This is a genomic window from Paenibacillus sp. EB106-04-04-XG159 (assembly GCF_058791835.1).
Window position 1 is genome coordinate 1 of the sequence record NZ_JBYTDY010000019.1, and the last position, 15,535, is coordinate 15,535.

12 protein-coding genes and 1 pseudogene are annotated in these 15,535 nt (G+C 50.6%); 5 read left to right on the forward strand and 8 right to left on the reverse strand.

Annotation, left to right across the window (positions count from 1 at the left end):
• The 3 genes from AC3WTP_RS19280 to AC3WTP_RS19290 all read right to left on the reverse strand — a co-directional run.
• Positions 1–2,254 (reverse strand): AAA family ATPase (locus AC3WTP_RS19280; RefSeq protein WP_492396262.1); only part of this gene is annotated, 2,254 nt, incomplete at its 3' end.
• On the reverse strand, positions 2,251–3,609 hold the full coding sequence (locus AC3WTP_RS19285; RefSeq protein ID WP_492396263.1) for a metallophosphoesterase family protein: 1,359 nt from the start codon (positions 3,607–3,609) through the stop codon (positions 2,251–2,253). The genes AC3WTP_RS19280 and AC3WTP_RS19285, both read right to left, overlap by 4 nt.
• A gap of 122 nt (positions 3,610–3,731) precedes the next feature.
• The gene (locus AC3WTP_RS19290) at positions 3,732–4,868 is read right to left on the reverse strand and encodes a glycosyltransferase family 4 protein (RefSeq protein ID WP_492396264.1); all 1,137 of its coding nucleotides are present in this window, start codon (positions 4,866–4,868) and stop codon (positions 3,732–3,734) included.
• A gap of 99 nt (positions 4,869–4,967) precedes the next feature.
• Here AC3WTP_RS19290 and AC3WTP_RS19295 point away from each other — a divergent pair, with 99 nt between their 5' ends.
• Entirely contained in the window at positions 4,968–6,131 is a 1,164-nt protein-coding gene (locus AC3WTP_RS19295) for a GGDEF domain-containing protein (RefSeq protein ID WP_492396265.1), read from the forward strand.
• A 67-nt stretch (positions 6,132–6,198) separates the two neighbouring features.
• Here the strand turns inward: AC3WTP_RS19295 and AC3WTP_RS19300 are convergent, their stop codons facing one another.
• The gene (locus tag AC3WTP_RS19300) at positions 6,199–6,960 is read right to left on the reverse strand and encodes an ABC transporter permease (RefSeq protein ID WP_492396266.1); all 762 of its coding nucleotides are present in this window, start codon (positions 6,958–6,960) and stop codon (positions 6,199–6,201) included.
• Positions 6,957–7,889: an ABC transporter ATP-binding protein gene (locus tag AC3WTP_RS19305; protein WP_492396267.1), complete on the reverse strand. Its 933-nt coding sequence runs from the start codon at positions 7,887–7,889 to the stop codon at positions 6,957–6,959. The genes AC3WTP_RS19300 and AC3WTP_RS19305 overlap by 4 nt, the downstream gene beginning before the upstream one ends.
• 200 nt (positions 7,890–8,089) lie before the next feature.
• Between AC3WTP_RS19305 and AC3WTP_RS19310 the strand changes: the two genes are divergently transcribed.
• Together AC3WTP_RS19310 and AC3WTP_RS19315 are read left to right on the forward strand one after the other, a co-directional pair.
• Complete coding sequence (locus tag AC3WTP_RS19310; RefSeq protein ID WP_492396268.1) at positions 8,090–9,553, forward strand: RsmF rRNA methyltransferase first C-terminal domain-containing protein; 1,464 nt, start codon at positions 8,090–8,092, stop codon at positions 9,551–9,553.
• Positions 9,554–9,649: pseudogene (locus AC3WTP_RS19315) on the forward strand (exosporium protein C); the annotation flags it as partial.
• 438 nt (positions 9,650–10,087) lie between these two features.
• Here the strand turns inward: AC3WTP_RS19315 and AC3WTP_RS19320 are convergent.
• The 3 genes from AC3WTP_RS19320 to AC3WTP_RS19330 are packed head-to-tail and all read right to left on the reverse strand — an operon-like array spanning position 10,088 to position 13,215.
• Entirely contained in the window at positions 10,088–10,894 is an 807-nt protein-coding gene (locus tag AC3WTP_RS19320) for a Cof-type HAD-IIB family hydrolase (RefSeq protein ID WP_492396269.1), read from the reverse strand.
• Between the two features lie 35 nt (positions 10,895–10,929).
• Entirely contained in the window at positions 10,930–11,670 is a 741-nt protein-coding gene (locus AC3WTP_RS19325) for a pseudouridine synthase (RefSeq protein ID WP_492396270.1), read from the reverse strand.
• Between the two features lie 3 nt (positions 11,671–11,673).
• Positions 11,674–13,215, reverse strand: coding sequence for an RsmB/NOP family class I SAM-dependent RNA methyltransferase (locus tag AC3WTP_RS19330; RefSeq protein WP_492396271.1), 1,542 nt, complete (start codon positions 13,213–13,215; stop codon positions 11,674–11,676).
• 199 nt (positions 13,216–13,414) lie between these two features.
• On the opposite strand from AC3WTP_RS19330, the gene AC3WTP_RS19335 reads away from it, so the two are divergent.
• Positions 13,415–14,152: an ABC transporter ATP-binding protein gene (locus tag AC3WTP_RS19335; RefSeq protein ID WP_492396272.1), complete on the forward strand. Its 738-nt coding sequence runs from the start codon at positions 13,415–13,417 to the stop codon at positions 14,150–14,152.
• Entirely contained in the window at positions 14,149–15,504 is a 1,356-nt protein-coding gene (locus AC3WTP_RS19340; protein ID WP_492396273.1) for an ABC transporter permease, read from the forward strand. The genes AC3WTP_RS19335 and AC3WTP_RS19340 overlap by 4 nt, the downstream gene beginning before the upstream one ends.
• Positions 15,505–15,535 lie beyond the last annotated feature (31 nt).

Sequence of the window (15,535 nt, forward strand, 5' to 3'; positions counted from 1 at the left end):
GGCCGCCGGCCTGCTGCGCGGCGGCTGCCTCGGCGGCGCCTTGCGCCAGCGCAGGCAGCCGCGCTGGCGCTGGCGCGTGCGCGTGCGGCTCGGCCGCGTGGAGAACGCACGCGCATGCCTCGCGGTACGCGTCGAGCTCCGCGCGCAGCCGCTCAGCGCGGGCCTCGAGCCGCGCATGCTTGCGCGCAAGCTCGCTCGCTTGCTCCACGCGGCGGGCATGCTCGAGCACGCCCTGCGGGCTCCACGCAGCGGGAAGGCCGCGCGTCTCGAGCCAGCGCTGCCATGCTATACGCTGCGTCTCGCGCGCATCCAGGGCGCGGCTCGCTTCCGCCTCAGCCGCAGCGGCTCGACGCTGGGCGAGCGCGCACGCCTCGTTCGCCGCCTGCTCTCGCTGCGCCAGCCGCTCGCGCTCTCTCGCCCACGCGCTCACTGCTTCCAGCGCCTCATCCAGGCGCTGGAGGCTCACAGCCGCGCGCTCTGCGCCACCAGCTCCCGCGCGGCTCGCACGCGCATAGGTTCCCGTCTCTGCTGAGCGGGAACGCAGCGCATGCTCGCCACACTGCTCCAACATCGGAGCCAGCTCCTGCTCCAGTGTGCGCAGCAGCTCCGCTAAACGCTGCTCTGCACCGCCAATCGTTGAGGCGGTCCCCCCCCTGCTCTTGCTCCTGCCGGATCTTCTGCCGCTCCACCATAACCAGCCCGCAGACGCCGCGCCCAGCACCGCTACTCCTGCTGCGCCCAGCATCTCTCCTGCAATAGCAAGTCCAATTGCACCTGCCAGACCTAATCCTCCGATGATATAAGGCGCTAGCGAATTATTAATAGACTTCACATTGACATCTATACCTATAGCAGCATGATCTAGGCCGGACATTAATTTATTTACTTCATCCCATGCGCGAAACAGTTTACTGACACTTGCATCATCAGGAGCATATCCGCTTCCCGATACGCCTGCTTTTACATGCTGGGTAAGTGAATCAGCCGCTGCTGACTTCGTTTCCTCCGCTAATCTAAGCTCGCCGGTCGCGCGTCGCAGCTCATCATCCGCTCGAACAGCAAACGTCTCTACATGCTCCAGCTCCTTGCTATATTCGCGTACCTTCTCCACTATGGTCTGCGATATATCGCTAGCGGCAAGCTCCGCCGGGGTCCATTCTGGTCCGCTCTGCCGCGCAAGCCGCTGCAGCTCGCTCTCCGCTGCCTCCAGCTCTACTTCCACTTCGCGCAGGTCGTCGCGCCAATGCTGCACGGTCTCCGCAAGGCCGATCAGCCTTCTCGATTCAGCGGCGCATCGGAGGAGCTCTTGTACGGGCTGATCTTCCGCAAGCTGCGTTCGCACCTCAGCTTGCTTCGCCTCCAGCTCCTCCAACGTCTGAGCTGCCTCCTTCAGCTGATGCTGCTGCGCTTGCTCGTTCTCTTTCCATTGCGGCTCCCAATACGATAGGTCTGGCAGCTCCTGCAGCTCGCTCCGTACCGCGACCAGCTTCACCCATACATCGCTGACGTGAAGCGCACGCTCCATCGTCGCCAGCTGACCGCGATCCTCATCACGCTGGATCAGCAGCTGTTCAAGCCGTGCGCGCTCCCGTTTCCATTCGGTCTCCGCTTCTAGCAGCCTGCTTGCCAGCTTTGCTTGTTCTCTCTTGCCTCGCTCAACTTCCTGCAGTCCTTTCAGCGTTTCATGCAGCTGCTGAGTTCGACCGCGCGGCTTATACAGCTTGTCCATCTCCGTCTGAAGCTTACGTTCACTGTCTGCTATCGATTTACCCGCATTAATGCCTGCATCATACAGCATAGATCGCAATTCCTCACCCTGCAGCGTATGAAGGGCATGCAGCTCGTCGAGTGTCACAGCAAACAGCTTGTTATATAGATCAGCGTGAAGACCGCCTAGCAGCTCCTGTTCAAGCTCCAGTTGATTGCGTTCCCGCATATTTCCGAACGGGTCCACATGCTGAATCCGTACAAATGGCCCATTGCTGCGCTCTTGACGCTCAATGATCCATCTTCCGCCATCTCGATCCTTAGCAGTCAGTCTCCCGGACATCGCCCCACCGTCCAGCGGCTCATAGCGTTGCTGTGCCGCCCCGCGTTTCGGCCAACCGTACAGCATCGTCCGAATATAAGACAAGACCGTGCTCTTCCCCGCCTCATTCGGTCCAACTATTATCGTCATTCCCTGTTCTGGCAGATCAAGCACACGCTGTTGAAACGAACCGTAGGCTTGCAGCTCCATTCGCTCAATTCTCATGTTGACGGCTCTCCTTCCAGCATGTCCACGACGAGACATAGGGCTTCATTCAGCAGCATGTCAACCTCTTCTGGTGCAAGCTGTTCAGTCCAGCGCGAGAGCTGCCGCTGCTGCATAAGCGGCTGCAGCACCTCGTCCATCCATTGCTTACGTATAACTTCATCCGTCATGGCATGCTCTGTCAGTCTAATCACTTCACCGATAAAGTGGTCCGTGTCCCGCCAAGCATCGAGATCGGTTGCCGAGCGGCTGTCTACACGCATGGATACAGGCCATACTGCGCGTTCCCCTTGTTCACTCTGCAATTGCTCCGCTTCATGCCACATCTCGATCAATTCCTCTTGCAGCGCACCGCTTGCCAGCTCCTTATGCAACGCACTGCGTCCCGCCAATGTGACCCGTACGAGCTGAAGCTGTACATCCGCCTCTTCTCGCCACTGGTCAATCGTCTCCCAGAGCTTATCGGTCAGTTGCTGCCGTGTATCGATGCCGTCGAGCTGCAACGTTTCATCTCGCCATCGAATAACATCCAGCCCGTGAAACTGAATTGTAGAGCTTCCGTCCTCCTCTACATCCACCACATAGGCGCCTTTCTCTCCCGTTTCTTTAATGTGCCGGCCTTGGAGATTGCCGGGATACACGATCCACGGCTGTTCATGAATGACTTCGCGCTTATGAATGTGACCGAGGGCCCAATAATCGTACCCTTTCTCGATCAGCTGCTGCTTGGAGCAAGGCGCGTAGGGATCATGGTCCTGCCTTCCGTCCACCGTGCCGTGAAGCATACCTATACGGTAGAGACGAGAAGAACGAACAGCGCCAGCAGAAGCATGAGCTCCATGTTCAGATGCCGACAGCTCGTCCATCTTCACGCTATGTTCCGGTATTGCAGGATACTTCAGCGCTAGATTATCATATACAGCTTGCTTGCCGTACGACATGCCGCTGACAACGGCTGCAGGTTCGCCTGCTCGATTCAATACAATATGACTTTCAGGCTGGTCCTTGCCAATCACTGTGACACCGGCAGGCCATTCCCAATCCATATTTCCGCTCATCGGATCATGGTTTCCATGGATGATGAATACGCTCACGCCTTCCTGAACCAGCTTAGCCGCGCCTTGCTGCAGCCCCCATTGCGACCTCAGTGATCTCGCATCCGAATCATGCAGATCTCCGCACAGCAAGAGCGCGTCCGCACGTGTATCCAGCGTCAACTGGACTAGCGCATCCCAAGCTTCCATTCCCGATTGAATCACTTGCTCCCGCAGCTGATCAGGCATCGGCACAAGTCCCCTGAAGGGGCTGTCCAGATGCAGATCCGCCGCATGAACAAAACGAAATGTCCTTGCCATTCGATCCCTCCTGATCCTTTGATGATACAGTTCAATCCGCTGTTTATGTACGTATATTGTCAACTTATAAGAGTAAAGGGCTGTCACCTCTATTACGCAAGGGACAACCCCGTTTCCTGTCTCTAATGAGATTCGTGCTCTCGATACTTCAGATACGCCAGCTTAAGCTCGTTCACTACGCGGCTTAGCGAGTACGCTTGTTTCGCCTTGGCAGATGCCGCGCGCCCTAGTTCATAACGGAACGCAGGATCCATCATCACCCGCTCCAGCGCTTCGCTTAACGCGATCGGGTTGTCAGCAGGTACGAGGAGTCCATTCACTCCGTCCTCGATCTGTTCTGGAATTCCACCTACATTCGTACCTACCAGCGCAAGATTGCATAATGCGGCTTCCGCAAACACAGAACCAAATGATTCCGCTCGTGATGGCAGCACAAAAATGTCCGAAAATGGCATGAATTCTTCCGGATGCAGCATGTAACCATAGAAGATGGTTTCATTATAGATGCCAAGACGCTGTGCCAGCGCTTCAAGCTCTTCACGAATCGGACCATCCCCGATAATATGCAGGACATAGGCGTGACCGCGGCGCTTCAATTCCGCACATGCCTCCAGCAGAATATCAATCCCCTTTGCCGGAACAAGTCTGCACACCGTAATAAGCTGCGGCACTTCATTCTCATGCGCGATAGGCTTAAATCGTTTCTCGTCATAGCCGTTTGGCAGAACGCTGATTCGATCCGCATGGTGAAGATACGATTTCATATACTGTTTGAACGCTTCAGATACCGTCATCATTTCATCCACTGACGCTTCCAGCTCTCTGTACAACGATGTTAAAAAGCGATGCTCCAGACCGCCTGCCTCAATCTTACCGTTCAAGATTAGCTCACGCTCATAACTGGAATGAATCGTCATAATAACTGGGGTGTTTGGATATAGGTGCTTCATCGCAAGTGCGGCAATCGGGTGATGCGCATGTATGAGATCATACGTCTTGGAAAGACGCAATTTTGTCCACCATATATAATCACGGAATGTTTGGATATATTTTTGAACAATTGCCGATTGCCCGTATTCCGTCCAATCAAAGGTCTTGAACTGAATATCTTCGCTGCCCTTTCCCCGAATGCGCTTAGGCAGTGAGAACAAGTCCATCTCCCAATGGGGAGGCTGAAACCGATCCATAATATAGGGAATCATGGAGGACACCCCACCCGGCTGTTCTGGCGGGAAAAACAAAGCTTGCAACAGTTTCATGACTGTCCCTCCTTTATATTCACTTCTCGCTCACCACTGTTTATGATATATTAGATTATATTTTGCCGTAAAGTTAAAATGGTTCTAGGAGCGTCAGATATGAGCGATTACTTGCAATTACTATTCCACGATGGGGATGTAGTTGCTGTCACAACGATTTGCTTGCTCTACGTTCTGCTGCTAATGCTGCTCATGGCTGTCAGGCTGATGTCCAAGCAGCGTTCATCCGCTTACATCATGCTGCTCGGCGGGTTGCTGCTCATGCTATTGGACAGTCTTCTTGCCGCCCTGGGTATTGCCGCAACGGATTCCGCGATCCGATTATTCGGGTTCGGACGGGCCTCACTAGCCGCCATATCCTTCATCTTGTTGAACATTGCCGTCCTGCGGCTATATAAACGAATCAATCGTGCGATGCGAATTCGTTTCACGTTGCTGACAATAAGTGTACCTGCAATGGTATTCCTGTCACTGCGCGTCTCAACAACTGACAGCGTGAATGCGCTTGCTTGGTTTCTCGCGATCTGGCAAGCTGCGATGGTATTCCTATGCTATATATGGATTGCGCCGAGGATTCTGCAGCGAACACGCTATACGGTCAGCCTTCTAGCTTATACAGGAGTTCTGACATCCATCCTTCTGAATGTAGTCATCTTCGATGGGATGAATCAATGGCTGAGTGCTAGTAAGCATCTCTTATCATTATTATACTACACCCTGCTCTTCTTTCTCATCTTCGAGCGAATTATTGAGCAATTACAGCAAACATACCGCTCATCTATTACGGACGGGCTGACCGGATTGTTTAATCGTACCTACATGTACAACCGTATGGCTCATTTTGTGAAGAAGAACAGCAAGTCTGCTATCCTATTTTGCGATATCGACAACTTTAAGAAGCTGAACGACACGCAAGGACATCTCTTTGCTGACGAGACGCTGAAGCAGACGGCTAACATTATTCAAGAAGAAGTAGATGATGTTGGTTTAGCGGGACGCTTCGGCGGTGAAGAACTGATTGCTTTTATTCATCATTCCCGCACGAAACCTGAAGTAATCGCAGAAAACATTCGCAAGCGAGTAGAAGCGGAGACTGCCGTTACCGTGAGCGTAGGCTACACTGTATACCATGAACGGCTTACGATTGAGCAATTTGTGAAAGAAGCGGATGAAGCGATGTATCATTCGAAGCAGAATGGTAAAAATCAAGTTACCGCATACCGTAATATTCGCAGAGATCATAAGATTTCTACGGGAAGTTAAGTGTGAAGTGAGTGAAAGAGGCTGCCCTTCGCGCAGACGTTGTCTGCAGCAAGGACAGCCTTTATCATTATTGAATGTCTCGTTTATTAAATATGAATATAGCGGCAAGGAGCATAATCATCATATATATGCAGTATATGAGGACAGCTAATCCAAGGGAAGCACCCGTGTAAGGGAGTCCATACCCTTCAATAAAGTAAGGCCTCCAATCCAAGTTAGGGAAGATAAGGAACATATACCACGACTTCTGACTCCAAAAGACAACGACCGACGCAATGATCGATTGCGTAATAATCGGTACCGTAATCGAAAGTCCGATACTTCTCGTTAACACTGCCATCAAGAAGGCCAGCAGACTGTAGAAGAACAAGCTGGGCAGGCTCAATATAAGGTCACGAATGACTTCCCCAAATGTAGCACCGTTCTCACCGCTGAACAGGATAAGGCCTGTGATCCAAGCAACGATCGTAGTGATCACATATACGACAATCGTAATCGTGATCAGATTAACGAGCTTAGACATCATAATCGTCGTTCGACTAGCAGGACGAATAAGCAGCTGCTTGATCGTGCCATCCTTGAATTCATCTGTTATCGTCTGTGCAGAGATAGTAATAATAAAGTACATCGTAATCGCTGCGGAAACACCCGCCATAATGTTCAGGAAATCGAGGGAACCGAACTCAGAACCGGACTCCATCATAAACAACCGCATTACCGTGCCGATTCCCACGACCATTAGGGTTAAAAATATAACATAATACGGAACTTGGCGCTTAGCAAATGTCTTCATCCATTCATTGCGCACTAGACCTGAGAAATAACTCATACGATTTGACCTCCTTTCGTCATCGACAAGAACGCGTCTTCAAGCGATTCTGCCACCTGACGAACTTCGTATATTTTCAGGCCATGCTGAACCATCAAGCTGACCAATTCGGGAATCTCCTCTTGCTGAAGCGTAACCGTCACTGAGCCCGCTTGCTGATTGATGGAGTATTGACATTGACGCTCTTGAAGCAGTCGTTCCGCTTCTTCCAGCTGAGCAACACGGAACTGTACAGCTTTGCCGGTTGCTTGGTTCACATCCGCATTCGGATCCAATATCCGCTCACCGACGAAGCGGCCATTTTGAATGACGACAACTCGATCGCACATCAATTCAACTTCGGACAACATGTGGCTGGATACCAGTATCGAGATGTTCTCAACCTTTGCAAGCCGGCGCAAATAGTCGCGCAATTCACGAATACCCGCAGGATCCAAGCCGTTGCTCGGCTCATCCAGCAGCAGAATCGAAGGATTATGCAATAATGCTTGAGCTACGCCAAGCCGTTGACGCATCCCGAGCGAGTAGTTCTTTACTTTTTTGTCAAGTGCTTGAGTCAATTCAACTAGCTTTACAATCTCATCTATGCGCTCCTGCGTCACTTTCGTTCCGCTCATTCTCGCAAAATGAATCAGATTCTGTCTCCCGGTCATGTACTTATACAGCTCAGGATTCTCTACGATCGCGCCGACATGCGCCATAGCCTTGGCTCGATCCGTCTTCACATTATGGCCCTCAATGATAACGTCCCCCGCCGTTAAAGACATTAAGCCGACCATCATGCGGATTGTCGTCGTCTTGCCTGCACCATTAGGACCTAGAAATCCATACACCTCACCACGGCGTACACTAAATGACAGATTATCAACAATAATTTTACTGCCGATCTTCTTGGTGACATTCCGTAGTTCTACTACAGCATCACTCATTGGCTTACCCCTCTCTCTACTCACAATCATCCAATTGTATTCTTCTCTACGTATATATAGTAAACGATTAATGCTAGTAATTGGCTTACATTTTCGTCACATAATAACTGAAATTGCATTTCCATTGCGTAACGACTGCATTTTTAGGTAAAATTAATGACACTTCTACATCTATACACCTCTTTAAGGAGTCATAAGCAATGTCACAACTCGATAATTCATTGCCTCCGGCATATGAACAACAGATGAGATCGATGCTGCAAGAAGAAGCCGATGCCTTCCTTGCAAGTTATTATGCGCCTCGCGCTTACGGTTTACGTATCCATACTCGAAAATGGCCAAAACACCACATCGCTCGCGAGCGAGCTGAAGCCCTGTTTCAGCTGCGATCGATTCCATGGTGCGATGAAGGCTGCTATTATGAAGCAGGCTCTCGCCCCGGCAAGCATCCTTATCACGCTGCCGGCCTCTATTATATTCAAGAGCCTTCAGCTATGTCCGCTGTAGCGCTGCTCGATCCGCAGCCTGGTGAATGCGTATTGGATCTAGCCGGTGCCCCCGGCGGTAAATCAACACAGATCGCGGGCAAGCTTCAAGGTGAAGGCCTATTAATCGCCAACGAAATACATCGCGAACGTGCCCGAATATTAGCTGAAAATGTAGAGCGGATGGGCTGGAGCAACGTCATCGTCACGAATTCGGATCCGGATACGCTCGCTGAACGATTTCCAGAAGCGTTCGACTGCATCATGCTCGACGCTCCATGCTCAGGAGAAGGCATGTTCCGCAAGGATCCAGATGCGATTGCCGAATGGTCGCCGGAACACGTCGCCTTATGCGCGGCGCGCCAATGGGACATCATTCAGGCGGCAGTTCGCATGCTTCGTCCCGGCGGGCGAATCGGCTATTCCACCTGCACCTTCAACGAGGAAGAGAATGAGCGCATCATCGCGCGCTGGCTGGAGAATTATCCTGCGTTCCAAGTCGAACGCATGGAACGCATCTGGCCGCACCGTCACGAGGGAGAAGGTCATTTTGTCGCCGTATTGCGGCACACGCATACGGATGGCGACCTTCTCGGTCTTGATGCTGCGGCCAATGACGACTCGCCCCCGCTCGCAAGTCATGAGCGGAAGCGAGACAAGAAGCGTGCTGGCGGTCGACCATCCCAGGTCGAGCGCACGCACGCCATGAGCGCGAAGGAGGCGTATGCGCTCTTCGCGAGCTGGGCGCGAGAGGCGCTGCCTGCGTGGGAGCCCCCGCCAGGAGAGCCGATCCTGTTCGGCGATGAGCTCTATTGGCTCCCCGCCTCCCCGGCTGCCAGCGCCCTGCGCATGCGGCACGAGCGCCTAAACGGGCTGCGCGTTCCCCGTCCCGGCTTGCACCTCGCGCATATGCGCAAGCAGCGTGTCGAACCCGCCCACGCGCTCGCGTTAAGCTTGAGCGGACCCGCCGACGCGGCAGTTGCGCTTGACTTGGATTCGCAGTCAAGCGATGTGTCAACCTACTTGAGCGGCAACACCCTGCAATTGCCTGAGGAGATCTCGAAGGCTAAAGGCTGGGTACTTGTAACAGTTGACGGCTTGCCGCTTGGCTGGGGCAAGGCTTCCGATGGCATCCTGAAGAATCACTACCCTAAAGGATTGCGTTTGCAATCTCTTTAATACACCGTAACCGCAGAAAATTTAACTCCAAATACTCGAGCAGATGTCGTCGGGCCGATTTCATTTAGTGGACTAGCTGTTGAAACGAGAACCTAATCTGAATACATCACAAAGACCGCTATTTCTCTGGATACAAACAGAAATAGCGGTCTCTTTGTTGTTATTCGGTTGATCGACGAACGCAGTGGATTGTTTAGGCTAATACCCAAATCCTTATCATACCGGGCAAATGTCCAATTCGAGTCAAGGCTACTGCATATGATACTCTATACCGAATGACGGACGTTTTCGATGCATCCGCCAATGCCAGAAACTACGTGTAACCGATTCGGTGTGGACCGACTAATTGCAAAGGGAGGAATAAATGATGAACGCTATTGACGGTAGACACCACCACCATAACCAATTAGGTATTATTTTGGTATTGTTCATCCTGTTGGTAATCATAAGCGTAGTGTTCTGCTGCTGATTCCAACATAAGAACACTACCACGTACAAGAAGGGGACTATGTCCCCTTCTTTCCTTGTGACGACCTATTTTTTGGAAAGAATATATTTCTGAAGTACAGCATGTACCCCATCTTCATTGTTGCTTAAGGTAACATCATCAGCCGCCGCTTTGACATCCAGCGGCGAATTGTCCATGGCAACCCCGATTCCCGCATACTGAATCATGGTTACATCGTTATAATAGTTGCCTATTGCCAATATATTTTCACGCGAAACTCGCTGCTGCTCCGCTAAGTTCATCAGCGCATTCCCTTTCGTCGCTTCGGGATGCATGACGTCGATGAAATAATCACCGGAACGAATAAAATGCAGCTTGTGATCCCAAAGATTCATCTCTGCCTCTATTTCGTCAATCTTTTCTTTTTCACCCGATATGGTTAGCTTCAGTACCGGCTCCTCCAATTGATCCCAACCTGGGAACAGCTTCGGCTTAATCAAAAATTGAGAATAGATGTGCAGCATCTCACTCGTCAGCACTTCCATGCTGTCCACATACAGATCAAAGGCCGTATTCACATCAAAGTGAATATGATGCTTACGGCAATAATCCATATATCTGTCTAAATCTTGACCCTGCAGCTCGAACAGATTAAGCTCCTTTCTGCTTTTGGATGCGACTGTAGCAGCGCCATTATGTGTAATAACAATGCCTTCTAAACCTAATTCATCCAGATACGGAAGCGTGCTGACCGGACTGCGCCCTGTGCACAGCACAATCTCAACACCAGCTTCTGCAACTTGACGAATAGTATCCGCATTACGCTTGGACAGAGTGTGATCATCATGCAGCAGTGTTCCGTCCATATCAATAGCAACAATCTGTATGCTCATTTCTCATTTCCTCCGTAACTTACTATTCCGTATAATTAATAATCGCCTCTTAGACCCGATAACTCAGCTGAGGTTAACTCCCGCCATTCACCAAGCTTCAATTCAGGATCTAATCTCAAGGATCCCATCGTTAATCTCTTCAGATACACTACCTTCTTGCCAACCGCTTCAAACATTCGCTTCACCTGATGGAACTTGCCTTCAGTTATCGTTACTTCGATGTGAGAGATGCCATCCACATCCGAAGCGGCATCGTATTCAAGAATAACGAGCTGGGCTGGCTGAGTATGGTATCCGTCGTCCAACACAACTCCTTGCTGGAACGCTGCGATGTCAGCCTCATCTACTCTTCCACTGACACGAGCGTAATAAGTCTTCGGCACATGCTTCCGCGGAGACAAGAGCTCATGCGCGAGCTTACCGTCATTAGATAATAAGAGCAGTCCCTCTGTATCCTTATCCAATCTTCCCACCGGAAATGGTTCAAACACCTGCATGTCCGCAGGAAGCAAGTCAATTACCGTTCGTTCTCGCGTATCCTCTGTTGCCGATATGACGCCCGGCGGTTTATGAAGCATGATATATACGAACTCTCGGTATTGAATCGTTTGTCCATCCAACTTCACGATGTCGATATCGGGATCAATCTGCTTGCCGCTATCCTTTACGACAGCTCCGTTAACGGTAATCAGTCCGATTTTGGCCCACTTTTTGATTTCGGAACGAGTTCCGCAGCCCATATGACCAAGTAATTTATCCAACCTAATCTTCGCCATCGGTCATGTCCACCTCCAAGCAGCTGGGTATTCATTTTTCAAGATGTGATCTAAGCGCTTCGCGAAGCCTAACGGACTCCCCTCAAGCATAACCAGCACATAGCCCTTGACTGCTTGGCTAGCATGTTCAAGTCCCAGATCTTCTCGATATGACAGTGTATCCCCTCGCAGGTAAGGAATGACATCAGGATCTGACGCGCTGAAATGGTATTCTCTCGCCGCATCACCTTGGCGGAGCCCCATCGCAAACGCATGTGCCGGCTCAAAACGTCCGTTCATGCACGTGCCTAGAAACCAACCTGGTCTTATTACTTTAAGCTTCGTCAACAATTCATGTGATATAGGACAGGAGTATAAATAGTCCTTAATCGTTACATTAGGCATAGTTGGAATACGGCTCATATTGTGCTCGCAAAATGTAGAAAAAGCATTTATCTGATCCTGATCCGGTGTTCGTAATCCCTTAGGACGCACCTTAGCTTTCATCATGCGCTTATCCTGCTGCTTCACGTCCCGCTTACTCTTCACTTCTATGAATGGAGCAGATGGCTCAGTAGGAATCGGCGGCAGCTGTGAATGATTAGCTTGAACCGGTTCGCCAAGCCGTTCCATAACAGCAACATAGTGCCCCTCACCTCGTACAAGATGAGGCCAGATACGAGCTGTACCTGCTACGGCTTCAATCGCCGAGGGTGAAGCTTCCCATTGATGCTCGCGTATACAATCCCGAGCCCAATCTACACGACCTGAAGCAAATCCATGATTCAGATCAATCGGAACCACTCGATAATCTTCATGCTTGGTCAAGAAACGAGCGATCGACGCCTCATTCTCTTCCGGCGAGAACGTACAGGTCGAATATACGAGTCTACCGCCAGGCTTCACCAATTGTGCTGCGCTGTCCAGAATCTCCTGCTGCATCTTAGCATATGTCAACACAGGCTCTCGCTCCCAGGCACGCACCATATCGGGATCTTTGCGAAACATACCTTCCCCGGAGCAAGGCGCATCGACGAGCACCTTATCAAACCACTGGGGCAAAGCCTCAGCAATACGTTCCGGCCGCTCATTAAGCACAACAGCGCGAGTAACGCCGTATAGCTCCATATTGCGAGCAAGCACCTTCGTGCGATCAGGATGAATATCGTTGGTGACTAACACACCCGATTCCCCTATCCCTGCCGCTATCTGTACAGTTTTGCCTCCTGGAGCCGCGCACAGATCAAGAACACGGTCCCCTTCCTGCACTTTCATCAAATTAACAGGTGCCATAGCACTCGGCTCTTGGATATAATAGAATCCGGCGTGATAGAATGGGTGCTTGCCGGGCCTTGCTTCCGACGGGATGTAATAACCATCCTTCGTCCAAGGGATTCGTTCAGTAAGTTCAGGCATCAAGACTGCAAGTTTATCCATATCCAGCTTGATTGTATTGATGCGGAGCCCTGGTGCTGGCTCTTCATTATAGCTGTTCATAAAGGGGGAATATTGTTCCCCCATTCGGTGTTTCATCGCTTCCACAAATGCAGTCGGTAGCGCAATCATGCTTTCATCCTTCCATTAATGCGATTAGCCTATCTATGCCATACCGTAACAGCATATCATGATTCGCTGCTGGAATAAAAGTTTGAAGGAGAGCGGGCAAGTAATATCGTCACATCTTCATGTTCTTATCGTAATTCCGACTTATTCTATCACCGCTTATACATACAACGAATTTACAAATTCAGAAAGGGGGAACCGCATGCTCACAGTTGAACATCTGTCACACACGTTTCAGAACGGATCGGAGATGACGAAAGTGCTTCACGATCTGAATTTTCATGTTGAACAAGGCGACATGGTCGCACTGTTAGGCAGCTCTGGATCAGGGAAGTCAACACTGCTTAACCTGATGGCAGGCTTGATGAAGCCTACTGAAGGTCGCATTTATATAGCAGGTCGCAATATCGTCGAAATGAATGAAAATCAGCTTGCTGAATTTCGCCGCTCTCATATCGGCTTCATATTTCAGTCCTATGAGCTAATTCCCAATCTCACGGTTCGAGAAAATATCGAGCTTCCGCTCGTATTCCAAGGCGTATCTCCTAGTAAAAGAAAAGATAAAGCGCTCAAGCTTCTGGAACAGGTTGGACTTCCTGATAAAGCTGAGATGTTTACCTCCCAGCTCTCAGGCGGTCAGCAGCAGAGGGTTAGCATCGCGCGATCGCTTATAACGGAGCCTTCCGTTATATTTGCGGACGAGCCTACCGGAAATTTAGATACGAAGACTGAACAGGAAATAATCGCAATTCTGAAGCATTTGAATAAGACTATGGACACGACCTTCATCATCGTCACACATGAGCTTGAGGTTGCTGCTCATACGGAACGTGTGATCACGTTAAGAGACGGTTATCTCGTCGAAGAAGGCGCACTTGAACCTTCAGACGCACCTACCGAAGAGGCAATTCTAGTACCTACAGGAGGCGCGACTTCATGAGATTCCTCGATTACATGCGCATCTCCGGCGACCAGCTGCGGCGCAGAAAGGTCGTCACCGCTCTATGCGCCATAGGCATCTCCATCGGATGTTCGGCTATCATCGTCGCTTTAAGTTTGGGTGAATCGGCGCAATCGTACGCTGAGAAGCAGATGAACTCCTTTTTCAAAGTCGATGAAATAACAGTCACTCCCGCTTCCGCCATCAGCAAGGAAGATGCGGATCCCGATCTCGTCAAGCACGGGATGCTTACGAAGCAGAAGCTTGAGGTCATACGCAGCTTGCCGCATGTGACGGCCGCTGCTCCATTCGAGCGATTGGACTATATGAACATTTACACTAGCGATAACAAGAACGGTTTCGTAGAAGTCATTGCGACCGATCTGAATGAGCTTCCGGCATTCGGTCATCAATTTAATCAGGGTGGTCCTTCCGATGTGCCTTATACCGGTATTGCGTCCTACGGCGCAACGTTCGGACTTGTCAATCCTGAAGCTATGGAGGCGCTGCAGCGCAAGATGGATCAGGATCCGTTCAATGACGAGTACTACCAGCAATGGCGGCAGCTTAGATCCTTGCCTACTCCAATCTATCAGAAGCCGCTTCGTCTTGAACCTATGGCAATGACTTCGGATGGCAAGCGATTGTCCGCGAATATTCGAATAACTTCTGTGCTGCAGAAGCCTCCAAACGTTACGGATGACATGGCTCGTGAAGATAAAAAGCTGTACGTGTCGGAAGAAACCGCGCAAATGTTGGTTGAACAATTGAAGCTGCAGCGTGAAGGCGATGCTGCTAAGACTGAAAAGGGTACATATAATACGGTCCTCGTTAAAGTCGATGATCAGAAGAATGTGGAACAGGTAGAAAGACAAATCAAAAAATTAATGTTGGATACCAGCACTAACTTGCACCAGATGGATCGACTCGAGGAAGAATTCTCGATCATTCGGACGGTTGCATTAGGTGTAGGATTGTTTGTACTCTTTATCGCCTCGATCTCTATCGTAGTCGCCATGACGATGTCAACTTATCAGCGCAGACGTCAAATCGGCATTATGAAGGTTCTCGGTGCTAATCTGAGGCAGATTCGAAACATGTTTATAATAGAAGCTGCCTTGCTCGGGCTGCTCGGTGGTCTTATTGGCGTATTGTTCTCCTATTGGATCGTTTGGGGAATAAACGGAGCGGCTGCTATGGCAACTTCCTCCGGTGAGAGCTTTATATTTATTCCAATGTACGTTATTCCGGTCGGACTATTTTTTGCAGTGCTTACAGGAGTGCTATCTGGTATCTATCCTGCCATCACTGCATCCCGAACAGACGCATTGACCGCCATCAAACGTGATTAGCAGCGGAAACAATCAGGGAGGTTATAGAAAG

Excerpts from the sequence above, each read along its gene's own strand:
- AC3WTP_RS19285 (WP_492396263.1), bottom strand. The coding sequence starts at position 3,609 with ATGGCAAGGACATTTCGTTTTGTTCATGCGGCGGATCTGCATCTGGAC.
- AC3WTP_RS19290 (WP_492396264.1), bottom strand. The coding sequence starts at position 4,868 with ATGAAACTGTTGCAAGCTTTGTTTTTCCCGCCAGAACAGCCGGGTGGG.
- AC3WTP_RS19295 (WP_492396265.1), top strand. The coding sequence starts at position 4,968 with ATGAGCGATTACTTGCAATTACTATTCCACGATGGGGATGTAGTTGCT.
- AC3WTP_RS19300 (WP_492396266.1), bottom strand. The coding sequence starts at position 6,960 with ATGAGTTATTTCTCAGGTCTAGTGCGCAATGAATGGATGAAGACATTT.
- AC3WTP_RS19305 (WP_492396267.1), bottom strand. The coding sequence starts at position 7,889 with ATGAGTGATGCTGTAGTAGAACTACGGAATGTCACCAAGAAGATCGGC.
- AC3WTP_RS19310 (WP_492396268.1), top strand. The coding sequence starts at position 8,090 with ATGTCACAACTCGATAATTCATTGCCTCCGGCATATGAACAACAGATG.
- AC3WTP_RS19320 (WP_492396269.1), bottom strand. The coding sequence starts at position 10,894 with ATGAGCATACAGATTGTTGCTATTGATATGGACGGAACACTGCTGCAT.
- AC3WTP_RS19325 (WP_492396270.1), bottom strand. The coding sequence starts at position 11,670 with ATGGCGAAGATTAGGTTGGATAAATTACTTGGTCATATGGGCTGCGGA.
- AC3WTP_RS19330 (WP_492396271.1), bottom strand. The coding sequence starts at position 13,215 with ATGATTGCGCTACCGACTGCATTTGTGGAAGCGATGAAACACCGAATG.
- AC3WTP_RS19335 (WP_492396272.1), top strand. The coding sequence starts at position 13,415 with ATGCTCACAGTTGAACATCTGTCACACACGTTTCAGAACGGATCGGAG.
- AC3WTP_RS19340 (WP_492396273.1), top strand. The coding sequence starts at position 14,149 with ATGAGATTCCTCGATTACATGCGCATCTCCGGCGACCAGCTGCGGCGC.